19 protein-coding genes are annotated in these 24,960 nt (G+C 59.9%); 6 read left to right on the plus strand and 13 right to left on the minus strand.

The genetic code is table 11. The features are described 5' to 3' along the window. Positions 1-128 precede the first annotated feature (128 nt). A complete protein-coding gene (locus tag QA646_RS13270) occupies positions 129-1,073 on the plus strand; it encodes a rhodanese-related sulfurtransferase (RefSeq protein ID WP_283055899.1) in 945 nt (314 codons plus the stop codon). Positions 1,074-1,169: 96 nt separating this feature from the next. On the opposite strand, the gene QA646_RS13275 is transcribed toward QA646_RS13270, so the two are convergent. The 8 genes from QA646_RS13275 to QA646_RS13310 all read right to left on the minus strand — a co-directional run bounded on the left by QA646_RS13275 (position 1,170) and on the right by QA646_RS13310 (position 11,986). Next, positions 1,170-3,383, minus strand: a complete 2,214-nt coding sequence (locus tag QA646_RS13275; RefSeq protein ID WP_283055900.1) for an EAL domain-containing protein — start codon at positions 3,381-3,383, stop codon at positions 1,170-1,172. A 110-nt stretch (positions 3,384-3,493) separates the two neighbouring features. Further along, entirely contained in the window at positions 3,494-4,039 is a 546-nt protein-coding gene (locus tag QA646_RS13280) for an NADPH-dependent FMN reductase (RefSeq protein ID WP_283058872.1), read from the minus strand. A gap of 73 nt (positions 4,040-4,112) precedes the next feature. Continuing rightward, positions 4,113-5,486: a GH1 family beta-glucosidase gene (locus QA646_RS13285; RefSeq protein ID WP_283055901.1), complete on the minus strand. Its 1,374-nt coding sequence runs from the start codon at positions 5,484-5,486 to the stop codon at positions 4,113-4,115. 189 nt (positions 5,487-5,675) lie between these two features. Continuing rightward, entirely contained in the window at positions 5,676-6,863 is a 1,188-nt protein-coding gene (locus QA646_RS13290; protein WP_283055902.1) for a Gfo/Idh/MocA family oxidoreductase, read from the minus strand. 188 nt (positions 6,864-7,051) lie between these two features. Next, complete coding sequence (locus tag QA646_RS13295; protein ID WP_283055903.1) at positions 7,052-8,107, minus strand: sugar phosphate isomerase/epimerase; 1,056 nt, start codon at positions 8,105-8,107, stop codon at positions 7,052-7,054. Between the two features lie 264 nt (positions 8,108-8,371). Continuing rightward, entirely contained in the window at positions 8,372-9,319 is a 948-nt protein-coding gene (locus QA646_RS13300; RefSeq protein ID WP_283055904.1) for a substrate-binding domain-containing protein, read from the minus strand. Positions 9,320-9,388: 69 nt separating this feature from the next. Then, the gene (locus tag QA646_RS13305; RefSeq protein ID WP_283058873.1) at positions 9,389-10,399 is read right to left on the minus strand and encodes an ABC transporter permease; all 1,011 of its coding nucleotides are present in this window, start codon (positions 10,397-10,399) and stop codon (positions 9,389-9,391) included. 63 nt (positions 10,400-10,462) lie between these two features. Further along, on the minus strand, positions 10,463-11,986 hold the full coding sequence (locus QA646_RS13310; RefSeq protein WP_283055905.1) for a sugar ABC transporter ATP-binding protein: 1,524 nt from the start codon (positions 11,984-11,986) through the stop codon (positions 10,463-10,465). A gap of 166 nt (positions 11,987-12,152) precedes the next feature. On the opposite strand from QA646_RS13310, the gene QA646_RS13315 reads away from it, so the two are divergent. After that, a complete protein-coding gene (locus tag QA646_RS13315) occupies positions 12,153-13,178 on the plus strand; it encodes a LacI family DNA-binding transcriptional regulator (protein WP_283055906.1) in 1,026 nt (341 codons plus the stop codon). Between the two features lie 59 nt (positions 13,179-13,237). Here the strand turns inward: QA646_RS13315 and xylA are convergent, their stop codons facing one another. From xylA to QA646_RS13340, 5 genes are all read right to left on the minus strand, one after another. Next, positions 13,238-14,548, minus strand: coding sequence for a xylose isomerase (gene xylA / locus QA646_RS13320; protein ID WP_283055907.1), 1,311 nt, complete (start codon positions 14,546-14,548; stop codon positions 13,238-13,240). A 162-nt stretch (positions 14,549-14,710) separates the two neighbouring features. Further along, complete coding sequence (gene xylB / locus QA646_RS13325) at positions 14,711-16,168, minus strand: xylulokinase (protein ID WP_283055908.1); 1,458 nt, start codon at positions 16,166-16,168, stop codon at positions 14,711-14,713. 39 nt (positions 16,169-16,207) lie between these two features. Then, positions 16,208-17,233 carry a LacI family DNA-binding transcriptional regulator gene (locus QA646_RS13330; protein WP_283055909.1) on the minus strand — a complete coding sequence of 342 codons (1,026 nt, stop codon included), beginning with the start codon at positions 17,231-17,233 and terminating at the stop codon, positions 16,208-16,210. A 149-nt stretch (positions 17,234-17,382) separates the two neighbouring features. Continuing rightward, positions 17,383-18,981 carry a DHA2 family efflux MFS transporter permease subunit gene (locus QA646_RS13335; RefSeq protein ID WP_283055910.1) on the minus strand — a complete coding sequence of 533 codons (1,599 nt, stop codon included), beginning with the start codon at positions 18,979-18,981 and terminating at the stop codon, positions 17,383-17,385. 115 nt (positions 18,982-19,096) lie between these two features. Next, positions 19,097-20,326 carry an HlyD family secretion protein gene (locus QA646_RS13340; RefSeq protein ID WP_283055911.1) on the minus strand — a complete coding sequence of 410 codons (1,230 nt, stop codon included), beginning with the start codon at positions 20,324-20,326 and terminating at the stop codon, positions 19,097-19,099. 162 nt (positions 20,327-20,488) lie between these two features. On the opposite strand from QA646_RS13340, the gene QA646_RS13345 reads away from it, so the two are divergent. The 4 genes from QA646_RS13345 to QA646_RS13360 all read left to right on the plus strand — a co-directional run bounded on the left by QA646_RS13345 (position 20,489) and on the right by QA646_RS13360 (position 24,945). After that, complete coding sequence (locus tag QA646_RS13345; RefSeq protein WP_283055912.1) at positions 20,489-21,169, plus strand: TetR/AcrR family transcriptional regulator; 681 nt, start codon at positions 20,489-20,491, stop codon at positions 21,167-21,169. A 105-nt stretch (positions 21,170-21,274) separates the two neighbouring features. Then, on the plus strand, positions 21,275-22,114 hold the full coding sequence (locus QA646_RS13350; protein WP_283055913.1) for an AraC family transcriptional regulator: 840 nt from the start codon (positions 21,275-21,277) through the stop codon (positions 22,112-22,114). 135 nt (positions 22,115-22,249) lie between these two features. Continuing rightward, on the plus strand, positions 22,250-22,993 hold the full coding sequence (locus tag QA646_RS13355) for a TerC family protein (protein WP_283055914.1): 744 nt from the start codon (positions 22,250-22,252) through the stop codon (positions 22,991-22,993). A gap of 179 nt (positions 22,994-23,172) precedes the next feature. Further along, complete coding sequence (locus QA646_RS13360) at positions 23,173-24,945, plus strand: SLC13 family permease (protein ID WP_283055915.1); 1,773 nt, start codon at positions 23,173-23,175, stop codon at positions 24,943-24,945. Positions 24,946-24,960: the final 15 nt, after the last annotated feature.

Consider the following 24,960-nt stretch of genomic DNA (forward strand, 5'->3'; position numbering starts at 1 on the left):
CTTTTGTGCGCATTCTTATAGGGAAGCAAAGAATAGGGAACTCCCGGCTCGCGGGAGTGACCCGATGGCGCAGCGTCAAAATACGAATCCCGATTGCTTGCCGGCGCGCAAAATTGTATTTCCGCGGCATGACCGACATCCTTTCCACTCCACGCCATGAGGCAGGCGGCGCGTTCCTCGTTGCCGCCCTCTATCATTTCGTTTCCTTCCCGCACTTCGAAGCCCTGCGGGAGCCGCTGCTTGCGCTCTGTGAAACAAACGGCGTCAAGGGCACGCTGCTGCTTGCTCATGAAGGCATCAACGGCACTATCGCCGGGACGGATGCGGGCATCGGGGCAATCCTCTCCTTCCTGCGCGCTCAGCCGGAGTTTTCCGGACTGGAGCACAAGGAAAGCCGCGCGTCGAAAATGCCCTTCGTCCGCATGAAGGTGAAGCTGAAGAAAGAGATCGTCACCATGGGCGTCGAGAACATCGACCCCAACAGGATCGTCGGCACCTATGTCGCGCCGAAGGACTGGAATGCGCTGATCTCCGACCCCGACACCATTCTCATCGACACGCGCAACGACTATGAGACCGCCATCGGCGTCTTTAAGGGCGCGGTCGATCCGAAGACCAAAACGTTTCGCGAATTTCCCGAATGGGTGCGCCAGAACGAGGGACTGCACAACAAGCTGAAGATTGCCATGTATTGCACCGGCGGCATCCGCTGCGAGAAGGCGACCGCCTTCATGAAGGAGCAGGGTTTCGACGAGGTTTACCACCTCAAGGGCGGTATCCTGAAATATCTCGAGGAAGTGCCTGCCGAGGAAAGCCTGTGGGAAGGCGCCTGCTTCGTCTTCGATGAGCGCGTCTCCGTCGAACATGGTCTGAAGGAAGGCAATCACAAGCTCTGCCATGCCTGCCGCAATCCGATCACCGCAGAAGAGGTCACCTCGCCCTTCTATGAAGCCGGCGTCTCCTGCAGCCATTGCTATCACGACCGCACTGAGGAAGACCGCAAGCGCTTCCGCGAGCGCCAGCGCCAGGTGATGCTCGCCAGAAAGCGTGGCCTGGAGCACATTGGCGGCTAAAGAATTTAGAGCAATTTCAGGAAAAGTGGGAAGCGGTTTTCCGTCCGGAATTGCGTAAGAACAATGGCATAGAGCGGTTCAACGTAGTGAACCGCGCTATGCGGCAGCCTCACGCTCGACATCGAGCACGCGGGCCATCTGCGCCTTCAGCCGTTTGCTGATCTCGGCTTCCGGGAGCGGTTTGGCGAAGAAATAGCCCTGCAGCTCGTCGCAGCCGAAAAGCTGTAGGGCGATCCCCTGCTCTTCCGTCTCGATGCCTTCCGCGGTTACGGGAATGTCGAGTGAACGCGCCAACGCCACGGTCGCCTGCAACATCTCGCGGGCGCGGCTATCCTCCAGCACATCCATGGTCAGCGACCGGTCGATCTTGATGCGGTCGAAGCCGAATTGGCGGAGATAGCCGATCGAGGAGAAGCCCGAGCCGAAATCGTCCAACGCCACTTTGACGCCGAGCTGCTTCAGCCGCTCGATCGACTGGCGGGTACGTTCGGGATTCTGGATAATGTAGCCTTCGGTGATTTCCAGCGTGACGCGTCCGGCTTCGATCTCGGTATGGTTGAGGACATGCCGGACATAATCGGCAAAAGCGGGATTGCGGAATTGCCCAGGCGAGACGTTGACGGCAATCCGCAGGTCCGGCCATTGCCACGCCGTCTGGCAAGCCTTGCGCAAGACGAACAGCCCGAGTGCCTCGATCAAACCGCTGGTTTCAGCAACAGGAATGAAGGTTTCAGGCGAAATCGGCCCGTGACCGGGCCTGTTCCAACGCACCAACGCCTCGACGCCGGTGATCTCATGGCTCGTGGCATCGACCAGCGGCTGATAGGCGAGCGTCAGCTCTTCGTTTTCGATCGCATTGCGCAGATCGAGTTCCAGCGCGTTGCGCTCCTCGCGATCGGCATCCATCGCCGTCTCATAGCAGGCCATGCGCGCGCGTCCGGCTTCCTTGGCCTTGTACATGGCGAGATCGGCGCGGCGCACCAGCTCCTCGCGGCCGATGCGGCCCTCCGGCGAGCTGGCAATGCCGATACTGGCGCCGACGACCACTACGCGGCGGCCGATCTCCAGCGGCTCGGCAAAGAAATCCAGCACCTGTTCGGCAAGTCGGAGCGCCGGTGCATCGTTCAGTTCTTTGGTCGGAAAGGCAACGGCAAATTCATCTCCGCCTAGCCGCGCAAGAATTGCCTTCGGCGGAATAAGCACATTCAGCCCGGCTGCGACAGCGCGGATCAACTGGTCGCCGGTGCCGTGGCCATAGGAGTCGTTGATTTCCTTAAAACCGTCGAGGTCGAGATAGAGCAACAGGACATTGCTGCCATCGGCGCGGGCACTCTCGACCAGCCGATCAACATCGAGACGAAGGCCCTCGCGATTAAGAAGGCCGCTGAGTCGGTCTCTGAGCGAGCCCTGCCGCGCCAGCACCTCTTCCGCCCTCAGCCGGCGTCCCGCCAGCGATCCCAAGATCAGCAGCACCAGAAAGAACATGCCGACCAGGCCGAGCGCTCCGACCACCAGCGGACGGGCCTGTTGATAGCTTACATCACCAGGGCCGCGCGACGTCCAGACCAGTCGTCCGAGCGGCTTGCCGAGCGGATCGACGATCGAAACGGCATAGCGCGCAACCGTGTCCGGCGGCACCAGTCTGAGGCCGCTGATGACATAGGTATTGGAAAGCATCTTGATCTTGGCCTCATCGAGGTGCCGGACGAAGATCAAATAGCGACGCTTTCCTTCCGGCACCGGAATACGGCCGGATTTTTCGCGGATCGTCCCCACGCCGACCGCGGCGATCCCCTTATTGGTCATCACATAACCACTCGCCTCCGGCACGCTGGTCACGCGCGTATTGCGCACCTGATCCACCAAGGCCCAGAGCGAGGGACCGAAAACATCCTCGATCCCTTCGGTCATCGGCTTGCCGTCCTGATAGGCGATGATCGGCTTGTTGTTATCGTCGACGACCAGCGCCATGTCGAACAGGGCGCCATCGGAGGACATCTCGCCGTAGTTGCCGACGATCCAGTCCTGATCGTTTTCATCATAGACATTCTCGGCGGCGGTATTGCGCGCGGCATAGTCGTGCAGCGTGGCGTCGAGCAGGCCTTCGAAAGTCTTCAGCGCACCGGCGGTTGTTTCCCAGGAGCGCTCATCGTCCAATTTGTTGGAATAGTCTGCGACCCGACCGATCGCTGTCAGCACCATCAAGGTAACCACAGTGACGACCAAGGCGAACGAAAACAAAACGGCCGTCACGATAGAGTGACGACCGAATTGCGTATTCCGCCGGAATGATCCGAAAACTGCTCCCAACGCACTTCTCCTTGACTTGGGAAGTCTGCCGTCAGGTCTTCAAGAAACGGTTAAAGCGAACCTATGATTATTGCAGTAAAGGGTTGTATATTTGTGGGTGCAACAGGCATTCACACAGACGCGCGGATCGCCTGTACAAAATGATCGAGGCTCGCTTCCAACGCGCCGTCCCGTTGTGCCTCGGCCAGGACCGCCGCCTGCGCTTCCTCGCTCTTGCCGGCAAGCGGCACGCGCAGAAAAGCCTCCGGCACGATGCGGAGCGACATTGTCTTCAGGACTTCGGCCAACTGTTGCAGAACAAGATCGCCGCGATGCGAAGCATGCGCAAACATCAGCGGCTTGAAGGGCACCTCGTCGCGCGACACCAGCCAATCCAGCGCGTTCTTGAACCCGCCGGGAATGCCATGGGCATATTCCGGGCAGGAGACGATCAGCCCGTCCGCATCGCGGATCTTCGCCGCAAAGGTTTCGACGGTCTGCGGCGTTCTGTCGCCCTCATGATCCGGATTGAAGATCGGCAGACTGCCGATCAAATCGCAAATTTCGATAGAAACTCCGTCAGGCGATATCAGCCGCAGGGCTTCCAGCAGCCGAAGGCTGGTCGAAGCCTGCCTTTGGCTGCCGCAGAGTGCATAGAGGGAGAGTGGGCGCTGGATCATACGCAAGACTTATCAGGTGCCGGCGATTCGAGCGACCTTGGCTTTCTCCTCTTAAAAAAGGCCTCACCAATCAAACCGCCTTGTGATTCCCCTTTGGGAATTGCCCGGCGAGTTCGCGGTACCACTTGCCGCTCTTCTTCACCGTGCGCACCTGCGTCTCGTAATCGACATGCACAAGCCCGAAGCGCATACGATAGCCTTCCGCCCATTCGAAATTATCCATCAGGCTCCAGGCGAAATAGCCGCGCATGGGATAGCCGTCCTTGATCAGGTCGGCGACGACGCCGAGATGGTCGACGTAGTAGTCGAGGCGCGGCTGGTCATCGACTTCGCCGTTGACGACCTCCATGTTGTAGCAGGCGCCGTTTTCGGTGATGTAGCATTCCGGCAGTTCGTAGCGCTTGTAGAGGTCCTGCACGACATGCTTCAGGCCCGGCGCATAGATTTCCCAGCCGATATCGGTCTTCACATCGCTTACCGGCGGCGCTTCCTTCGTCCAGGGGAAATCACCACTCTTGGACGCATCATCGAAGACGCGCATCGGCGTGTAGTAGTTCAGACCCCACCAATCGAGCTTCTGATTGATGATCTTCAGATCGCCATCCTCGACAACAGGCATGCGATCGCCCAGCGCCTCGACGAATTCCTTCGGATATTCGCCTTTGAAGATCGGATCGAAGAAGGCGCCGTTGTGGAACTGATGCGCACGCTCGACAGCGGCTTGATCTTCGGCGCTATCGGAACCCGGCAGGATTGATGCGGCATTGAGCACGATGCCGACGGGCACCTTCGGCGCTTCCGCGCGGATCGCCTCGACACCAAGGCCATGGGCGAGGTTCATATAGTGCATGGCATGAAGTGCAGCCTGCATGTTGCGTTCGCCCGGCGCATGGACGCCGTAGAGGTGGCTGAGCCAAACAATGCACCAGGGCTCATTGAAGGTGGCGACCGAATCCAGTCGGTCACCGAGGCGCGCTACCACGGTCTTCGCATAACGCTGATAGGCATAGGCCGTCGAACGCGCTGTCCAGCCGCCGTCACCCGCTAGCGTCAGCGGCAGATCCCAGTGATAGAGCGTCGCGAAGGTCTTGATGCCGCGTGCCTTGCAGCCATCGACGAGACGATCGTAGAAATCGAGACCGGCCTCGTTCACCGGACCGGTGCCATCGGGAATGATGCGCGGCCAGGCGATCGAAAAGCGATAGGCCTCGACGCTCATCTCCTTGATCAGATCGAGATCCTGTTCCAGCCGGTTATAATGATCGCAGGCGACATCGCCGTTATGGCGATGATAGACGCGGCCCGGCATGTTGGCGAAGGCATCCCAGATCGACGGCTTGCGGCCATCCGCCTTGGTGGAACCTTCGATCTGAAAGGCGGCAGTGGCGACGCCAAACGTGAAATCGCCCGGGAAACGGGCGGCGAAGCTCTTTGGATCAATCATGACTAATCTCGTTTCTTTCAAACGGCGGGACGGCAAGATGCGATCGACCGCGCTCACGATATTGGGCCCGCGCGCGGTTTAAACCAGCGAAAACGTCCTTGTACAGCCCTGAAATGACAAAACTGCAACGTTGCAGTCAGAAGTCGAAACGTATGGGGCGGCAGACAACCCACCGCCCCATGCTCAGAATCAAAGCTTGACCCAGGCACCATTGCGCTTCGAAGAGGCAACGCAGGCCTCGACGAAAGCGACCCCCTTCACGCCGTCATCGACGGTCGGGTAGACCACGGCCGGATCGACTGCCACGCCCTTCTTGCGGGCATTGATGGCCCGGGCAGCCTCGGTGTAGATCGTGGCGAAGGCTTCGAGATAGCCTTCCGGATGACCCGATGGGATGCGCGAGACACGCGCCGCGGCTGCACCGGAACCCGCACCGTTGCGGGTGATCAGGCGCTTCGGCTCGCCGAACGGCGTGTACCACAGATAATTGGGATCGGCCTGTGTCCACTCGATGCCGCCCTTGGTGCCGTAGACGCGGACTTTAAGCCCGTTCTCATGACCCGGCGCCACCTGGCTGCACCACAGCATGCCCTTAGCCGGCTTTTCCTTGCCCTTTGCCTTGAAGCGCAGCAGCAGATGGCCATTGTCGTCAAGGCGGCGGCCTTCGACGAAGCTGTCGAGATCGGCGGCAAGGCTGTCGAGTTCCAGGCCGGAGACGAAGGACGCGAGATTATAGGCATGCGTGCCGATATCGCCGGTGGAACCGCCGGCGCCGGATTGGGCCGGATCGGTGCGCCAGGCCGCCTGCTTCTGGCCCGATTGCTCGATATTTTCCGTCAGCCAATCCTGCGGATATTCCGCATGCACGATACGGATATCGCCGAGCTCGCCATTGGCAATCATCTCACGCGCCTGGCGGACCATCGGATAGCCGGTGTAATTGTGCGTCAGGATGAACAGCGCGCCGCTTTCGTCGGCCACCTTCTTTAGCTTCTTTGCGTCGGCAAGATTGGAGGTCAGCGGCTTGTCGCAGATAACATGGATGCCGCGCTTCAGGAATTCCTTGGCGGCGTCATAATGAACATGGTTCGGCGTCACGATCGAAACAGCTTCGATGCCGTTCTTCAGCTTCGCTTCGCGGATCGCCATGTCGCGATAGCTGGAGTAAGTGCGCGAGGGATCGAGACCGAGATCGCGCCCCGAGGCAACAGCCTTATCCGGCGAGGCCGACAGTGCGCCGGCAACGAGGTCGAACTGGTCGTCAATGCGCGCGGCGATCCGGTGCACCGCCCCGATAAAGGCACCCGCGCCGCCCCCCACCATGCCAAGCCGAATGCGCGGCTCCCGCGTCTGCTCCGATGATCCTTCGATTGCCATATAGTCCTCCTGAGAAACTAATTTGAACTTCCTTCTCCCCAGCGGGGAGAAGGTGGCCCGAAGGGTCGGATGAGGGGGATTTCAGCGAACATAGCCTTTCGCTTGCCGCTCAAGGCACTCGTCGCGACGCTCCTCGTTCCCCTCATCTGTCCTTCGGACATCTTCTCCCCGCTGGGGAGAAGAGGAGATTACGACAGCCCCAACATACGCCGGTTGGCCGCCTGATCCGTACCGCTGCCCGCAAAATCGTCGAAGGCCTTCTCCGTCACGCGGATAATGTGCGCCTTGACGAACTCGGCGCCTTCACGAGCACCGTCCTCGGGATGCTTCAGCGCACATTCCCATTCGACCACGGCCCAACCGTCGAAATTATTGGCGGTCATCTTCGAGAAGACGGCACCGAAATCGACCTGGCCGTCGCCGAGCGAACGGAAGCGACCGGCGCGCTCGACCCAGCCCTGATAGCCGCCATAGACGCCCTGGCGCCCGGTCGGGTTGAACTCCGCATCCTTGACGTGGAACATCTTGATGCGGTCCTTGTAGATGTCGATATTCTCGAGATAGTCGAGGCACTGCAGGACGTAGTGCGAGGGATCGTAGAGCATGTTGGCGCGCGGATGGTTCTTCACGCGCTCCAGGAACATCTCGAAAGTGACGCCGTCATGCAGGTCTTCGCCCGGATGGATCTCGTAGCAGACGTCGACGCCGTTTTCGTCGGCATGGTTGAGGATCGGCGTCCAGCGGCGGGCAAGTTCCTCGAAGGCGGTTTCGACGAGACCAGCGGGACGCTGCGGCCAGGGATAGATGAACGGCCAGGCGAGAGCGCCGGAGAAGGTCGCATGCGCCTTGATGCCGAGATGCTTGGATGCCGTCAGCGCCATCTTCACCTGTTCGACGGCCCATTCCTGGCGCGCCTTAGGGTTGCCGCGCACCTCTGGCGCCGCAAAGCCGTCAAAGGCTTCGTCATAGGCAGGGTGTACGGCGACGAGTTGGCCCTGCAGATGCGTCGAAAGCTCGGTGACTTCGACGCCATTGGCGCGGGCGACACCAGCGAATTCGTCACAATAATCTTTCGAGGAGGCGGCTTTCTTCAGGTCGATGAGCTGGCTTGCCCAGGTCGGAACCTGCACGCCGATATAGCCGGCTTCGGCAGCCCATTTCGTGATCGAATCCCACGAGTTGAACGGTGCCGCGTCGCCGGCGAACTGGCCAAGAAACAGGCCTGGACCCTTGATCGTCTTCATCAGTAATTCCTCCCTAATCGCGTTCTGTAAACGTTTCCGATACCTTCCCGACCCAGATCCGAGGCGGCTCAGATGCCATAGCCTCAAAAAACTATAGGCTCGTCGGGCTGAAAGTCGAATGCCTCATGACCTAATCACGGCCCGCCGACGACGGCAAGAGGTACGTGCCGCAAAAATCGCCGCCCACTACGAAACGAAACGGCGGCTGCATAAAAAACGCCCGCCGGAACTGAACCGGCGGGCACGTCTGCCTGGATCAGCCGCTCAGAACGGCGAATCGGGGAAGTAGAAATCCTTGGCATTGTCCTTGGTGACCAAGGTCGCATCCAGGATATAATTGCCGCGAACCGGAACCTGATCATAAAAGTTGGAAGCCGTCAGTTCCATGGCCGTTCCGACCATCGCCGGCGGATAGAGCACATCGACCGGGATCAGCTTGTCGCCGTCCATGACCTTCTTGACCATGTCCTTGGAGCCGGCGCCTGCGATGACATACTGGATGTCGGTGCGCTTGGCCTGATCGATCGCCTGCAGCACGCCGACGGCCATGTCGTCATCCTGGCACCACACGACGTCGATCTTCGGGAACTTCGTCAGATAATCCTGCATGACCTTGAAAGCATCGTCACGGTTCCAGTTGCCGTATTGCCGGTCGAGAACCTTGACGTTGGAGCCGGCGATTCCCTTGTCGAAACCATCCTGACGCTGCTGGTCGATCGGGATCGGCAGACCGCGGATGACGACGACCTGAGCATTCGGTGTATGGGCCTTGATATATTCGCCCGCCGTCTGGCCAAGAGCAGGATTGTTGCCGGCGACATAGAGATCGCGGACGGAATTGTCGTTGTTGCTCGGCGCGCGGTCGACGAGAGCGACGAACTTGCCCTTGTCCTTGACTTCCTTGATCGCATTGACCAGCGGATCGGGATCCGACGGCAAGATCACGAGAGCGTCGATGCCCTGGGTCTCAAGATCCTGCACCGCATTTGCCTGGCTTGCCGCGTCGGGCGAGGTCTTGACGATGACATTCAGCCCCGGATGTTCCGCCATCAAAAGTTTGGCGACGCGTTCGGCATGGAAGACGACGCCCGAGGTCCAGCCATGGTCCGCCGCCGGAATGGAAACGCCGATGGTGACCTTTTTGTCCTCGGCATGGACCGTCCCGGCGAGAGCCGCCAGCACGACAGCCAGACCAATGAGTCTTTTACGCATATTTCATCCTCCCAGATAGAAACAGGGCATTGTCATAAGGACCGGGCGCCCCTTAGACCCGGTTATTCGCTATTTGCGAGCAAGCGAGCGCTGAACCAGCATGGCGATGATGATGATCGCGCCCTGGATGGCACTGAGCAGATACTCGCTGATGAAATTGGAAAGCAGCATGATGTTGCCGACCAGCTCGAGGATGAAGGCGCCGCAAATGGTCCCCCATACCCGGCCCGCCCCGCCCTTCAGCGCCGTACCGCCAACGACGACGGCCGTGATCGCCTGCAATTCCCACAGGTTCCCCGTCGTCGCCGATGTCGAACCAAGCCGCGGCACATAGAGAAGCACGGCGATCGATACACAAAGGCCCTGAATGACGAAGGCGATGGTACGCACGCGATTGACCGCGACCCCGGAATAACGCGCGACATCGCGATTGGAGCCGACGGCGATGACATGCCGGCCGTAGCGGGTGCGGTAAAGAATGAAGGCGGCGACGCAGGTCACGAGAAGGATGACCGCAATCGGCACCGGCACGCCGAGCACGGAGCCATAATAGGCCGGCTTGTAGAGCGTTTGTATATCCGCCGCGCGCAAGGTGATCGCGCCGCCCTGCGACAACCAGGTCGTCAGGCCGCGGTAGACGCCCATCGTGCCCAGGGTCGCGATGAACGGCTCGATCCTGCCCATGGTCGTGATCAGGCCATTGGCGAGGCCGCACAGGAGACCGGCAACGATCGCGAACAACACGGCCGCCGCCAGCATCAGCGCCGGATCGGCTATGACGCCTGAATTCAACAGGAGGATCATCAGGCTTGCGACGAAGGCAACCATGGCGCCAACCGACAAATCAAGATCGCCCGCCGAGATGACGAAGGTGGCCCCAACAGCGATGATCGCGATATAGGCGCATCTCGTCGCGACATTGGTGAGATTGATAATGCCGATGAAGTTCGGGTTGACCAGTGCACCCACGATCAGAAGCAGAACCAATGCCGCAAACGGCGCAACGGCCCTGAGATCGACATCCCGCCAGGACCGGGCTCGCCGGCCTGCCTTCCCGCTGCTGTCTTCGCCCACGCTCATATCCAAAACCAACCTCCCGTTCCCATCATGGCTGGGAATTCGCCTTGCTTTCTTGCCGCCTGTTCAGGCCGCCGTCTTTTTCTTCAGGCCCGCCGCATAACGCATGATTTCCTGCTCGGAGATCTCCTCTCCTTCGAGCACGCCGACGATCCGGCCTTCGCGCATCACGGCGATCCGCGTGCACAGCCCGATGACCTCGGGCATCTCCGATGAGACCACGATGATCGAATGGCCGTCTCGGGCCAGCGCCGAAATGAAATGGTAGATCTGCTGTTTCGTGCCGACATCGATGCCGCGGGTCGGCTCGTCGATGATGATGATCCGCGGTTCGGTTTCCATGACCTTCGCCAGCAGCAATTTCTGCTGATTGCCGCCGGACATGCGGCCGACGATGATATTGCCGTCACGCACGCGGATATCGAAACGACGACGCGCCCGCGCCAATGCGCCGGCTTCGCTGGAGGCGCTGAGATAGCCGAACTTGCCGTGCCGATCCAGGGACTGGAGGGTCAGGTTGACGGCCATGCCCGAATTCAGAAGCAGACCCTTGGACTTGCGATCCTTGGTCATATAGGCAAGGCCGGCGTCGATGGCCGCATGCACGTCATGCGGCGGCACGGACTGGCCGTTGGCGACGACTTCGCCGCCGGCGCGCGAGCGCAGGCCGACGATCGCCTCCATCAGTTCGGTGCGGCCCGAGCCGATCATACCGGAAAAGCCCAATATTTCGCCCTTGCGCAGTTCGAAGCTGGCGTCGTGGACATAGCCTGTTGAAACAGCGTTGACGCTGAGCACGACCTTTTCATCGACATCGGGCTCGTTCTTGGCGGGATAGAGGCTCGAAAGCTCCCGCCCGACCATCAACTGGGCAATCGATTCGCCGTCGAGCAGCGAGGTCTGTGATGTCTTCACCCATTGGCCGTCGCGCAGGACCGTAACCCGGTCCGTCAGTTCCATGACCTCGTCGAGCTTGTGGGACACGAAGACGAAGCTTGTTCCCTGATCGCGCAGCTTTCGCACCTGTTTGAACAGGAAGTTGGTTTCTTCTCGCGACAGAACGGCGGTCGGCTCGTCCATGAAGACGATTCTTGCGTCCCGGCTGATCGCCTTGGCGATCTCCACCATCTGCTTGTCGGCGATGGAAAGCGTGCCGATCAGGGCGTTCTCGTCGACATGCGAACCGAGGAGATCGAGGACGCGCCGTGTCTCCGCACGCATGTATTTGCGATCGAGCACCCCGAAACGCGTAACTTCACGGCCGAGAAACAGGCTCTCGGTAACGGTCAGATCTTCGGCGAGATTGAATTCCTGGTGGATGATGACAATGCCGAGCGCCTCAGCAGCGCCGTTCGGCGGCAGCTTCACCGCCTGGCCATCAAGCAGGATCTCGCCGGAGCTTGGCTGCTCGAAACCGGAGAGAATCTTGACGAGCGTCGACTTGCCGGCACCGTTTTCGCCCATGAGCGCATGGATCTCGCCGGCCCGAAGATCGAAATTGACGCTGAACAGCACCTGCACGCCGCTGAAGGACTTGGAAATACGTCTCGCGGACAGCACTACAGCGCCGTCGACGGCCTCCGAACTCATCACTTTCCTCCCTGTGGCCCCACACCACTCCTTGCTGTGTAAACCTTTACATATTCGGTGTAAAGGTTTACATGGTGGCATGTTGCACAATTTGTCGCGGTCGCCTTTGATCTCCGCGGAAGTCTGTGTAGTGTCCGGTCCGAGACGAGACCCAAGGCAGAGCGCAGTGTCTAATTCCACGCCCGCAACCATCGAAGACGTCGCCCGCATTGCCAATGTTTCGATCGCAACGGTCTCGCGGGCAATCCATATGCCTGAGAAGGTCGCGAACTCGACGCGGCTGAAGGTCAATCAGGCGATTGCGATAACTGGTTATACCACCAATGCCATGGCCCGTAGCCTGCGGCTCGGCCGATCGAATATGATTCTCGTCGTCGCACCCGATATCGGCGATCCCAATTTCTCCAACATTCTCATCGGGTTGGAAAATGAGGCACGCTCGCACGGCTATGGCATCCTGATCGGCCATACGCAGAACGATGCGCAACGCGGGCTGGAATATCTGAAGTTCCTGAATTCCAACCAGGCAGCAGGCTTGATCCTGTTCACCGGCATCCTGCCCTTCGGACATCAGACGATGACGGCACGGCTGCCGCCGAGCGTCGGCGTCTTCGAGCCGGTCTTCAACGGGGGCATTCCCTATGTCGGCGTGGACGATATCGCCGGAGCACGCAAGGCTGTCGACCTCCTGGTCGCCGAGGGTCATCGCAAGATTGCCTTCATCGGCGATTCGCGCACCCGCCTCGCCTATAGCCGGCGGCGCATGGGCTATGACGCTGGTCTCGACGCCGCCGGCATCGGTACTGACCTCCGCATCGTGTTCGAGGGCGACGGCACCATCGAGAGCGGAAGGCTGGCCGTCGAGCAGCTTTTCATGCGCGATACGCTGCCGACAGCCTTCATGTGCGTCAACGATCAGACGGCCATCGGCGTGATGATCGGGCTGAAAGCGCGCGGCTACGACATTCCGAACGATTTCTCGGTGACCGGCTTCGACGATGTGCCGCAGGCCGTCTTCATGACGCCATCGCTGACGACAATCCGGCAGCCGCGCACCGCCATCGGCAAGCATGCGATGGCACTCCTGCTCGAACTCCTGTCGGATGGCCGGCCGGCCGAGACGGAGATCCTGCTGCGGCCCGATCTGGTGGTGCGAAACTCAGTCGCGGCTCCGGCACGGCTCCGGCGATAGCTGCACATTCAGGCGGTAGCTCGGGAGGCGATGGATCACCGCCTCCCGCATCTTGACGATCAAACGTAACGATTGACGATGTTTTCCAGGAGTTCCTGCTTGCCGGACTTCGGTTGCGGGTTGATATCCTTGCTCTCGACCCACTGCGCGATTTGGTCGAGGGAATATTCGCCGCGCAGCAGCTTCTGTCCCTCAGCGGAATCCCAGCCGGCGTAGCGGTCGGCGAGCGGCTTGGAGAGCGCCTTGTCCTCGATCATCTTGGCAGCGGCCTTGAGGCCACGGGCGCAGCAGTCCATGCCGCCGATATGGCCGATCAGCAGGTCTTCCGGATCGAGCGACTGACGGCGCAGCTTGGCGTCGAAGTTGGTGCCGCCGGTCTTGAAGCCGCCGCCTGCGAGAACGTGGTAATAAGCGAGCGACATTTCCGGGACATTGTTCGGGAACTGGTCGGTATCCCAGCCGGACTGATAGTCGTTGCGGTTCATGTCGATCGAGCCGAAGATGCCGAGGGCATTGGCAAGCGCCAGTTCATGCTCGAAGGAATGGCCGGCAAGGATCGCGTGACCCTGCTCGATGTTGACCTTCACTTCGTTTTCCAGGCCGTTCTTCTTCAGGAAACCGTAGACGGTCGCGACATCGTAATCATACTGATGCTTGGTCGGCTCTTGCGGCTTCGGCTCGATGAGGATCGTGCCCTTGAAGCCGATCTTGTGCTTGTACTCGACCACCAGGTTGAGGAAGCGGCCCAACTGGTCCAGCTCACGCTTCAAATCGGTGTTGAGCAGGGTCTCATAGCCTTCGCGGCCGCCCCAGAGAACGTAGTTTTCGCCGCCGAGCTTGTGGGTTGCGTCCATGCAGGTCTTCACGGTCGCGGCCGAGAAAGCGAAGACATCCGGATCCGGATTGGTCGCAGCGCCCGACATGAAGCGGCGGTTGGAGAAGAGGTTCGCCGTACCCCAGAGCAGCTTGACGCCCGTTTCAGCCTGCTTCTCAGCGAAATAGTCGACGATCTCGTTGAGGTTCCTGGTATTCTCGGCAAAATTCTTGCCTTCCGGACGCACATCGGCGTCGTGGAAGCAGTAATAAGGCGCACCCAGCAGGTTGAAGAATTCGAAGGCGACATCGGCCTTCAGCTTGGCCGCTTCCATCGTGTCCTGGAACCAGGGGCGTAGGAAAGTCTGGCCGCCGAAGGGGTCGCCGCCGGGCCAAGTGAAGGTGTGCCAATAGGCAACGGCAAAACGCAGATGGTCTTCCATGCGCTTGCCGAGAACAACTTCATCCTTGTTGTAGTGGCGGAAGGCCAGCGGGTTGGTGCTGTCGGGGCCTTCGTACTTCACTTTCTTGATGTCACCAAAAAATCCGGTGCCCATATCTCATCTCCTTGGGTTTGGTATTCGGTATTGTTGTTTGTGCCGGTAACGCCCCCTCATCCGCCCCTTTGGGGCACCTTCGCCCCCTTGGGGCGAAGGTAGAGCGGCATCCTCCGTTCTCCCCTCTCCCCTCGGGGAGAGGGCAGGGTGAGGGGGCTTCCCTCAAACTGTGCTCAGCGGCTTGATCGCCGGATAAAGGGCGCGATAACGCTTGTAGGCATCCTCGTAAGCGCCGGTCAGCGAGGTGACCGGTTCGATCGTGCCGGCGGTCTTCGGCGGCGTGCAGACCTCGATCGGGTCGGCGCCGGTTGCTGCGATCAGGCCGAGACGGGCAGCGCCGAAAGCGGCCCCGAAATCGCCGTCGGCCGGCAAATCGACGGGAACGCCGAGCGCGGTCGCGATCGAGGCCAGCCAGTAACGCGAGCGTGAGCCGCCGCCGATGGCGGTGACGCGGGCGATATCGGTCCCTGCCGAGCGCAGCGCTTCGAGATTGTCACGAATGGCGAAGCTGACGCCTTCGAGCACAGCCTGGGTTAGCACGGCGCGGCTGCTTTCATGGCCGAGACCGATGAACGCGCCGCGGATGGTCGCATCATTATGCGGGGTGCGTTCGCCGGAAAGATAGGGAAGGAAAGTGACGCCGGACGGTGCCTTCAGCGTATCCCCTAATTCGCCGGTGAGTTCGGCGGCGGATTTGCCGGTGACGTTCGAATGCCAGTTCAATGCGTCGGTTGCCGAGAGGATGACGCCCATCTGGTGCCAAGTGTGCGGCAGCGCGTGGCAGAAGGCATGAACGGCGCTTTCCGGCTTTGGCAGGTAGGAGCCGTTGGCGGCAAAGAGGACGCCCGATGTCCCGAGTGACACAAAGGCGGCGCCATCACTGACCGTACCCATGCCGCAAGCCGAAGCCGCGTTGTCCCCTGCCCCACCAGCCACGACGACATCGCCGGCAATACCCCACTTCGAGGCCAGCTCGCCGCGCAGCTTACCGGCGGCTTCCGTGCCTTCCACCAGCGTCGGCATCTGCTTTTCATCGAGGTTAGTGGCGGCAAGCAGCTCGGAAGACCACTTGCGCTTGCCGGTATCCAGCCAGGAGGTGCCAGCGGAATCGGACATTTCCGACATATGTTCGCCGGTCAGCCACAGGCGCAGATAATCCTTCGGCAGCAACACCCAACGTACCCTAGCAAAAATCTCCGGCTCGTGCTTGGCAACCCAGGCAAGCTTCGGTGCGGTGAAACCGGGGAATACGATGTTGCCGGTCAAGGCGCGGAAGCGCGGATCGGCGTCGAGAGCGGCAGCTTCGAGATAGCTGCGCGTATCGTTCCAGAGAATGCAGGGACGCAGCACCCTGTCGTCGGCATCGAGCAGCGTCGCGCCGTGCATCTGGCCGGAGAGGCCGATGCCGCGCACCGCAGCCAATTCCTTCGGATGAGCCGCCTTCAAGCCGGCAACCGCCTCCTCGGTGGCACGAATCCAGTGCGCCGGCTCCTGCTCCGACCAACCCGGATGCGGGCGCGACACGTCCAGCCCGCCATTGGCCGATCCGATGATCTTCTGGTTGCCGTCGATCAGCATCGCTTTGACGCCGGACGTTCCGAGATCAAGACCCAAATACATCAAATGTAACTCCCTATGCTCTGCCGCTGGTTTTGATGGTCAGGGCAGATTGTCCTTCAAGAAAATGTCGAGGCGGATGCGCTCCTGGCCGGCGATGACATCCTGGCCGTCCGCCGTCGCCTTCATGACGCGTATGGCGCTGCGCACCTCATGGCCGGCATCCTGGTTGAGAACGGCATCGATAGTGCCGTCTAGCAAGGCCGTGCGGGTGTGTTCGGTCAGTTCGTGCACGACGACCGTCAGCTCGTGCCCCTGCCCGGTCTGCTTCAGTGCCCTGAGCAGACCGCGATTGCCGGCGCCGAGACTGTAGATGCCGATGATGCTGTTGCCGCCGGAAAGCGCTTCGGAGATCAGCCTATTGGCGATTTCCGGATCGTCGCGGCCTTCGAGCACCGGCAGCAAGCGTAACTGCGGAAATTCCTCCGCCATGACGGATGAAAATCCTTCCAGGCGCTCACGATGGTCGCGCACCAGCATGGACCCGGCAAGAACGGTGATGTCGCCCTTGCGCCCGCCGAGGAAACGGCCGAGCAGCCGAGCAGCCGTCCGACCAGCGGCAATATTGTCGATCCCGGCATAATGGTGCCGGGTAGAGCCGGTGAGATCGGAAACGAGCGTGACCACGGGAATCCCTGCCGTCACCAGCCGGTCGACAGCGGCGCGCACTTCCGGCGCATCCGTCGCCACCAAGGCCACGCCGGCAAGTTCCTGTCCCTGCAGCGCGTCGAGTGCGGCAACCAGCGCCGGCGGATCGAAGGCTGGCACCTCTACGATGCGGATTTCAGTGCGCTCGAAGGTCGAGCGCGTCATCGCCTGGCGCACCTCGGCATAGAGCCCATGCATGAAGGAATTGTCGCCGGTCGGCAGGATGAAGACGAGCGGATAGACGCGGCCCTTGGCGAGATTGGCTGCCGCCACATCGCGGATATAGCCGATGTCACGGATGGCTGCTTCCACCTTCTCGCGCGTGACGAGACGAACGCCTGGGCGTCGGTTCAGCACCCTATCAACAGTTGCGAGGCTGACGCCCGCGGCAGCGGCGATATCGTAAACGGTGGGTCTCATCAGCTCCTCCTGATGAAATCCTTACTGCTAAATCTGATGTACGTAAATCAAAAATTTTTGGCGCCCGAAAATTCCTGTCAAACGGCACGAAAAGAAAAGGCTCCTCGATCCGAGAAGCCTTTAATTATACCTAGATAGGAGTGAAACGGCTAGTGACCACCGCCGCCTGCGCCTTTCGGCGGTGCATTCGGCTTGCTGAGCATCAATACGCCGAAGATCATCGCAAGGAACAATACCGTCAGCATCAGGAAAACGTCGCCGAACGACATGATGACCGCTTGCTGCTCGGCCATGTTGACCAACTGCTTTAGTGCTGCCTGCGGACCGTCCAGTCCGTTGGCGTTAAAATTCGCCGTCATATTGTTGATTTGATCGATCGCTGCGGGGCTCCCCCAATGCACATGATCGCGCAGATGCATATAATGGGTGTCCTGGCGGGTGCTGAGCACGGTATTGATGATGGCGAGCCCAACGGCACCGCCGAGATTGCGGGTCAGGTTGAACAGGCCGGAAGCGCCGCGCATGCGCGCGGGAGGCATGGTTCCGAGCGCGATATTGTTGATCGGCACCATGCACAACATCAGCCCGAAACCGCGAAGAATCTGCGGGATAAAGAGCTCCCAGAAATCCCAGTCCGTCGTCAGGCCGGTCATGATCCACGTGCCGGTCGCGAAACTGCAGAAGCCGATGATCATCATGATCCGAAGATCCATCTTGCCGGAAAGAAAACCGGCGAGAGGCGCAGTGAAGAACATGGCGAGGCCGGAGACGAACATCGTCTCGCCGATCATCAGCGAATCGTATCCACGAATACGGCTGAGATAGACGGGATAGATATAGGTGAGACCATAAAGCCCGATGCCCATGACGAAGGAGAACATCGAACCAAAAGCGAAATTCTTGTTGCCGAAGGCCTTCAAATCGACCACGGGGAAATCGACGGTGAAGGCCCGGTAAAAGAAGACGAGCGCGCCGATCCCCGAAGCAATCGCGGCAATCACGATATAGTTGTCGTTGAACCAATCGTTGGTGTTGCCTTCTTCCAGCACATATTCCAGCGCGCCGAGAAACACCGCCATGGAAAACAATCCCCACCAGTCGAACTTCTTCATCAACGACAGCTCCGGCTTGTCGAAGTCGATGAAATTCCAGGTGACAAGGGTGACGACGATGCCAGGCCCAATGTTGACGAGGAACAGCCAGTGCCAGGAGAAGGCGTGGCTGAGATAACCACCGACCGTCGGGCCGATCGTGGGAGCCAACGTTGCAATCAAGCCGATGATCGGCGACACCACGTTGCGCTTTGACGGCGGGAAAATGGTGAAGGCAGCCGCGAAAACCGACGGAATCATGCCACCGCCGATAAAGCCCTGCAACGCACGATAGACGATCATCTGATCGATGTTGGTCGCTGTCGCGCAAAGACCGCTGGCGATGGTGAAGCCGGCTGCGGAGATTGCGAAAAGATATCGTGTCGAGATGATGCGAGCCAATGTTCCCGAAAGCGGAATCATGATGACTTCAGCGATCAGATAGGCCGTTTGCACCCAGGGAATTTCATCCGAGCCGGCGCTAAGACCGGCCTGGATTTCGCTGAGGGATGCGGATACCACCTGAATGTCCAGGATCGACATGAACATGCCGAGCACCATCGCAAAGAAAGCGATGAGCTTACGGGGGTCCATGTGGTCCGCCGCTGGGACGACGGGACCGGCTATCGAACCTGCGGTCGCTGCTGTCGAGGCCATCGGCGCTCTCCGAACTTGGAGCAATTCCAGGAAAAGTGCGAAGCGGCTTTCCTGGAATTGCGTGAAAACAAAGGAATAGAGCGGAAAAGCGATTCCTTGAAATCGCTGAACCGGCCTAGTTGCTGGCCAATCCGGCTCGATCAGGCGCGGTGCGGGTATCGACATCGACGACGACACTCAAACCAGCACGCAGACGACCGCTGTCGAGCGCATCCTGCGGCAAGGCGATGCGAACCGGCACGCGCTGGACGACCTTGGTGAAGTTGCCCGTGGCATTTTCAGGCGGCAACAGCGAGAAGACGGAACCGGAGGCCGGTGAGATCGACGCTACCGTGCCGACGATCGGATGATCGCTGTAGGCGTCGACATGCACGTTGACCTTGGAGCCGGGAACCAGGTGCTGGATCTGGGTTTCCTTGAAATTGGCGTCGATATAGAGCTGGCGGGTCGGAACGATCGCCATCAGCTTCTGGCCGGGCGAAACAAGATCGCCTTCCTGAACCGAACGATTGCCGACAACGCCGTCATAAGGCGCCTTCAGCACGGTGAAGGAAAGATCGCGGGCAGCCTTATCGCGCGCGGCCTCCAGGCCCTTGATCGTGCTTTCAGCCTGGCGGCGCTGCGCCTGCAGCAGGTTGATATTGGCCTGAGCCGACGCGATGGCAGCATCGCCGCCGACGAGATTGGCCTTGGCCTGATCGAGAGCGATATTGGCGCTATCCAGCGAGGCAGTGGTGCCGACGGACTTCGACTGAAGTTCGGCAGCGCGCGTCTGGGTGATCTGCGCACCGCGCACCGTCGCTTCCAAAGCGACCTTCTGGGCCTGTGATTGGGCAAGAGCAGCCTGACCGGCGGCAATCTGGGCATCGATGGTATGCAGCGACAATTGCTCGGTGTCGAGCGAAGCCTGGGCCTGCTCCAAAGCCAGCTTGTAGTCACCATCGTCGAGCGTGGCGAGCACATCGCCCGCCTTGACCAACTGGTTGGCGACGACGTTCACCTTGGCGACATAGCCCGTCACCTTCGGCGAGATCGTCGCAATATCGCCCTCGATATAGGCATCGTCGGTCGACACCAGGAAACGGCCATTCGTCCACCAGTCATAGCCGTACCAACCACCGGCGACGAGCGCCAGAACGACAATGATGGGAAGTACCAGGCTGCGCCGCTTCTTCTCGGCCGGCGGTGGGGCCGCCGGAGCCGGGTGAGCAGGCGCAGCCTGGGCGGGGGGAGGATTGCCCGGCTTTTCCGCGACAGGAGCTTCAGCAGATGCACCGACGGTCGGCGCCTCCACTTCGACATCATTAACGATGCGCGCTACATTGTTACTATGACTTGACGACATTGCCCTACCACCGGAAATCTGGCTAAATAATCGAACCGAACGGTTCGGTTCAGTTGACATAGATCGTTTTTCATTCCATATCAAGTCTTATCGAACCACCCGGTTCGATTTAATTAACGAATCTGATTAAGATTCAGAAAAAGTGATCGAGCGAAGGAGACGATGAAACACGAACCGCAAAATATAGCCGTCTTGAACGCACCTGCTTCAGGGGGGCGTTGGGCCGCTGGAGAAGATCCCGTCAAACGCCAGCAAATTCTGGATGGCGCCACACGTGTCTTCATGAAAATGGGGTTCGATGCCGCGAGCATGAACGACGTCACGCGCGAAGCCGGCGTCTCGAAAGGCACGCTCTACGTCTATTTCGCCAATAAGGAAGACCTGTTTTCCGCCATGATCGACAGCGAACGGGCGCGTTTCGTCGAAACCGTGCGCACCGCGCTTGCCGATGATGCCGATGTGGCCACCAGTCTTTATGAATTCGGCATGGTATTCGTGACCCACGTCACATCGGACAAGACCATCAGCGCCATGCGCACCGTCATCGGCGTGCGCGAACGTATGCCGACCCTCTGTCAACGCTTCTTCACCGGCCCGGAAAACCTGCGCACCGTTCTGCGCGGCTTTCTCGAACGTCAGATTGCCGCCGATCGCCTCCGCATCGAGGACTTCGATATGGCCGCACGCCATTTCCTCGACATGGCCAGCGGCAGCTATTTCAAGCTGAGACTGTTCGGCGACATGGATTTCCCTCCCTCGAAAGAGGAGATCGACTATGTCGTGCGCGGCGCCGTTCGCGTCTTCATGGCCGCTTATGGTAACAATCGGAAAGATCAGGCCTGACTGCCTTCCGATAGCCAGCGGATATCCATCTCAATCCCGCAATCGCGATCAAACCCGAGAGCCGGTCGGCCCCTAACAAATGGGCGGGCAACCAGGGAATCGAACATGAGCGCGATCGGAAGAGCAATATGGTTCATCGAAAGCCACTTCTCGTCTGATATCTCGCTGGACGAGATTGCCGATACGGCTGGCCTGTCGCGCTATCATCTATCGCGCGTCTTCGGGCTCACCACCGGTCATTCGATCAGCGGCTACATCAGGGGCCGGCGCCTCAGCGGCGCTGCTCTTGCGCTGATCAACAGCTCATCGACCATTCTCGAGGTTGCCCTCGAGGCGGGCTACGGCTCGCACGAGGCTTTCACCCGTGCCTTCCGCGAGCAGTTCGGCATGACGCCGGATAGTTTGCGCAAACAGGGGCACGCCCGAAACCTTGTTTTGCTGGAGCCGATCAGAATGGACGACACCCGCCTTCCCAAACTCGACGCGCCGCGTTTCGAGACCCGCCCCGCAATGTTGCTTGCCGGCCTTGCGGAAACCTATGCCTATGAAGCCACGCAAGGGATTCCCTCGCTCTGGCAGAAATTCAACCAGCATTTCGGCCATATTCCCGGGCAAGTGGGCAATGTCGCCTATGGCGTCTGCACCCAGACCGAAGACGAAAGCGAAACCTTCCGCTATATGTCCGCCGCCGAAGTCACCGCGGCCGACGATCTGCCGCAAGGGTTTACGACCCTAAGACTGCCGCAGCAGCGCTATGCCGTCTTTACCCATCGCGGCCACGTTTCCGGCATCTCCGCGACCGTGCATCAGATCTTCGGTGACTGGCTGCCGCAATCCGGCCACCAGCATGCCGGCCTGCTCGATACGATGGAGCGTTACGACGATCGTTTCGATTCCCGTACCGGCATGGGCGTGACGGAGATCTGGATTCCGCTGAAGGCATAGAAATATGCGCGCCGCCCGCGAAAAGAATGGCGGCGCTTGTACCTGCGATTTCGCTCCTTACATAAACGACCGTTATGAAGGAGCCGGCGCCGGGGGTCAGTGTCGGCAGAGGCTGACCAGAGGAAAAATTCATTGATGAACTTTGTTGGTTTGGTGCAGGATCCGAGTGCATGGATCGCGCTTGTCACACTCGTCATCATGGAGGTGGTCCTTGGTATCGACAACCTCATCTTCATCTCGATCCTGACCAACAAGCTGCCGGCCGAACATCGGCAAAAAGCACGCCGGATCGGCATCGGCCTCGCCTTGATCATGCGCCTTGCCCTGCTTGGCACCGTCGCCTGGATTGTGCAGCTCACGGAACCGGTCTTCGAAGTCTTCGGTCAGGGCTTCTCCTGGAAGGATATGATCCTGATCGGCGGTGGCCTGTTCCTGGTCTGGAAGGCGACCAAAGAAATCCATCACAATGTCGATCCTGCAGAGCATGGCGAGGATTTCATCGCCAAATCGACCACGACCGGCTTTGCCTCGGCAATCGGCCAGATCCTGTTGCTCGATCTCGTCTTTTCGATCGACAGCATCATCACGGCCGTCGGCATGACGCCGCATCTGCCGATCATGTTCATCGCCGTCATTGCCGCAGTCACCGTCATGCTGGTGGCCGCGACGCCGCTTGCCAACTTCATTGAGAAGAACCCGACCATCGTCATGCTGGCGCTCGCCTTCCTGCTAATGATCGGCACGACGCTGATCGCCGAAGGCATGGGCTTCCATGTTCCGAAGGGCTACGTCTACGCCGCCATGGCCTTCTCGGCGGTCGTCGAGGTGCTCAACATGCTGGCGCGGAACCGGCGAAAAAAGGCGGCCGGCGGGCACTGAAGACGTGCGCCATCCGTCACCATGTCTATGGCTGGATGGGCCTATCGCCGGCGGGCGTTATATCGAGGGAACTTTGCGGCGAACGCCGCATTGATTCACCTCGGTGATATCTATCGGCAAAAGCTGGCGGCCACGATCCGATCTCGGGTCCTCCTCGGCAACAACATCATCGGAGCGGCATGTCCACTCAGCAAGCACTTGCATTTGGTGTTATTGCCCTGATGATGGCGGCCTTCATCTGGGGCAGGATCCGTTACGATATTGTCGCGTGTTCGGTGCTCGTCCTTGCCGTCGCGCTCGGCCTTGTCCCTGCGGAAAACGCTTTCTCCGGCTTCAGCGATGATATCGTCATTATCGTCGGCAGTGCGCTGGTGGTCAGCGCCGGAGTCGCGCGATCCGGCATAATCGATTCAGCCATCAGACGCTTCTTTCCTAAGCTTGAATCCCCTCATATGCAGCTCGCGCTGCTGACTCTCGTGGTCGCCCTGCTTTCAGCTTTCATCAAGAACATTGGCGCGTTGGCGATCATGATGCCGGTTGCCTTTCAGTTTTCGAAAAAAGCGGGCGTTTCGCCCTCGCGCTACCTGATGCCGATGAGCTTCGCCGCGCTTCTCGGCGGCTTGATGACGCAAATCGGCACTTCACCGAACATCGTGGTATCGCGGCTTCGGCAGGAAATTAACGGAACATCCTTCTCTATGTTCGACTTCACGCCGACAGGCGCGCTTCTGACCTTCGTCGGTGTTCTCTTCCTGATTTTCTTCCATCGCCTCGTGCCCGAACGCAGCAAGCAAAATCCTACCTTGGAAGACGCACTGGACATCAAAGCCTATTTCTCCGAAGCGACGGTGCCCAAGGGTTCAGGTGCCGTCGGCAAAACTCTGCACGAAGTTCTCCGCAGCGGAGATGGAGAGGTTGTAGCGACCGCGATCTTGCGCGGTGACCTGCGTCTTTCACCGGTCCCCGACGTCGTGCTCCAGGCAGAGGACACTATCCTGCTGGAAGGCGGCCCAAAGGCCCTGGATCTCGTTGTCTCCGGCGCCAGCTTGAAGCTTTCCGGCAAGCCGATGACCGAGGTGCATGAGGAGAACGAGGACATTATCGCGGTTGAGGCCGTCATCGCGCAGGATTCCAGCTTGGACGGCGTATCGGCCCGCGATCTTTCGCTGTTCCACACTCGCGGTATCAACCTGCTGGCGGTCAGCCGCAAGGACGAGCGCCTCGGGGAAAGGCTCGCCGGCATCTCGTTGCAGGCAGGCGACGTCGTGGTCCTGCAGGGCAGCCGCAAAGCCATGCCAGCCTTCTTGCAGGAAAATGGTTGTCTGCCACTAGCCGAACGGGAGATCATGCTCGGAACGAGACGGCGTGCCTATATACCGCTTCTGATCCTGGTCGCAGCCATGGGGACGACTGCCACCGGCCTGGCTCCAGTATCGGTTGGTTTCTTTGCCGCGGCTCTCGCCATGCTGCTTTTTAGGGTCATTCCATTGGCCGACGTCTACAAAGCCGTCGACGGGCCGATCCTTGTCATGCTTGCGGCATTGATCCCTGTCTCGGATACGCTTCGCACAACTGACGGTAGCGAACTGATTGCCCACTGGCTTGGACATTTCGCCACTCAGTTGCCACCCTATGGCGCGCTTGCCCTGATCCTCGTCACTGCCATGGCGGTGACGCCCTTTCTCAACAACGCTGCCACGGTGTTGGTCATGGCGCCGATCACCATCAGCTTTGCCCAGACGCTGGGCTACCGCCCGGAGGCGTTTCTGATGGCGGTTGCCATCGGCGCCGGTTGCGATTTCCTCACGCCGATCGGCCATCAGTGCAACACGCTGGTGATGGGACCCGGCGGCTATAAATTCAGCGATTATCCGCGTCTCGGACTGCCGCTGTCGTTCATCATCATCCTCGTCAGCGTGCCGGCCCTGCTTTATATCTGGCCAGTCGGCTGAGCAGTTTCCCTTGAC

The sequence above is a fragment of the Rhizobium sp. CB3090 genome, assembly GCF_029714285.1.
Classification (GTDB): Bacteria; Pseudomonadota; Alphaproteobacteria; order Rhizobiales; family Rhizobiaceae; genus Rhizobium.

Coding starts and splice junctions, on each gene's coding strand:
- QA646_RS13270 (WP_283055899.1), top strand. CDS start 129: ATGACCGACATCCTTTCCACTCCACGCCATGAGGCAGGCGGCGCGTTC.
- QA646_RS13285 (WP_283055901.1), bottom strand. CDS start 5,486: ATGATTGATCCAAAGAGCTTCGCCGCCCGTTTCCCGGGCGATTTCACG.
- QA646_RS13290 (WP_283055902.1), bottom strand. CDS start 6,863: ATGGCAATCGAAGGATCATCGGAGCAGACGCGGGAGCCGCGCATTCGG.
- QA646_RS13295 (WP_283055903.1), bottom strand. CDS start 8,107: ATGAAGACGATCAAGGGTCCAGGCCTGTTTCTTGGCCAGTTCGCCGGC.
- QA646_RS13300 (WP_283055904.1), bottom strand. CDS start 9,319: ATGCGTAAAAGACTCATTGGTCTGGCTGTCGTGCTGGCGGCTCTCGCC.
- QA646_RS13305 (WP_283058873.1), bottom strand. CDS start 10,399: ATGAGCGTGGGCGAAGACAGCAGCGGGAAGGCAGGCCGGCGAGCCCGG.
- QA646_RS13310 (WP_283055905.1), bottom strand. CDS start 11,986: ATGAGTTCGGAGGCCGTCGACGGCGCTGTAGTGCTGTCCGCGAGACGT.
- xylA (WP_283055907.1), bottom strand. CDS start 14,548: ATGGGCACCGGATTTTTTGGTGACATCAAGAAAGTGAAGTACGAAGGC.
- xylB (WP_283055908.1), bottom strand. CDS start 16,168: ATGTATTTGGGTCTTGATCTCGGAACGTCCGGCGTCAAAGCGATGCTG.
- QA646_RS13330 (WP_283055909.1), bottom strand. CDS start 17,233: ATGAGACCCACCGTTTACGATATCGCCGCTGCCGCGGGCGTCAGCCTC.
- QA646_RS13335 (WP_283055910.1), bottom strand. CDS start 18,981: ATGGCCTCGACAGCAGCGACCGCAGGTTCGATAGCCGGTCCCGTCGTC.
- QA646_RS13340 (WP_283055911.1), bottom strand. CDS start 20,326: ATGTCGTCAAGTCATAGTAACAATGTAGCGCGCATCGTTAATGATGTC.
- QA646_RS13345 (WP_283055912.1), top strand. CDS start 20,489: ATGAAACACGAACCGCAAAATATAGCCGTCTTGAACGCACCTGCTTCA.
- QA646_RS13350 (WP_283055913.1), top strand. CDS start 21,275: ATGAGCGCGATCGGAAGAGCAATATGGTTCATCGAAAGCCACTTCTCG.
- QA646_RS13355 (WP_283055914.1), top strand. CDS start 22,250: ATGAACTTTGTTGGTTTGGTGCAGGATCCGAGTGCATGGATCGCGCTT.
- QA646_RS13360 (WP_283055915.1), top strand. CDS start 23,173: ATGTCCACTCAGCAAGCACTTGCATTTGGTGTTATTGCCCTGATGATG.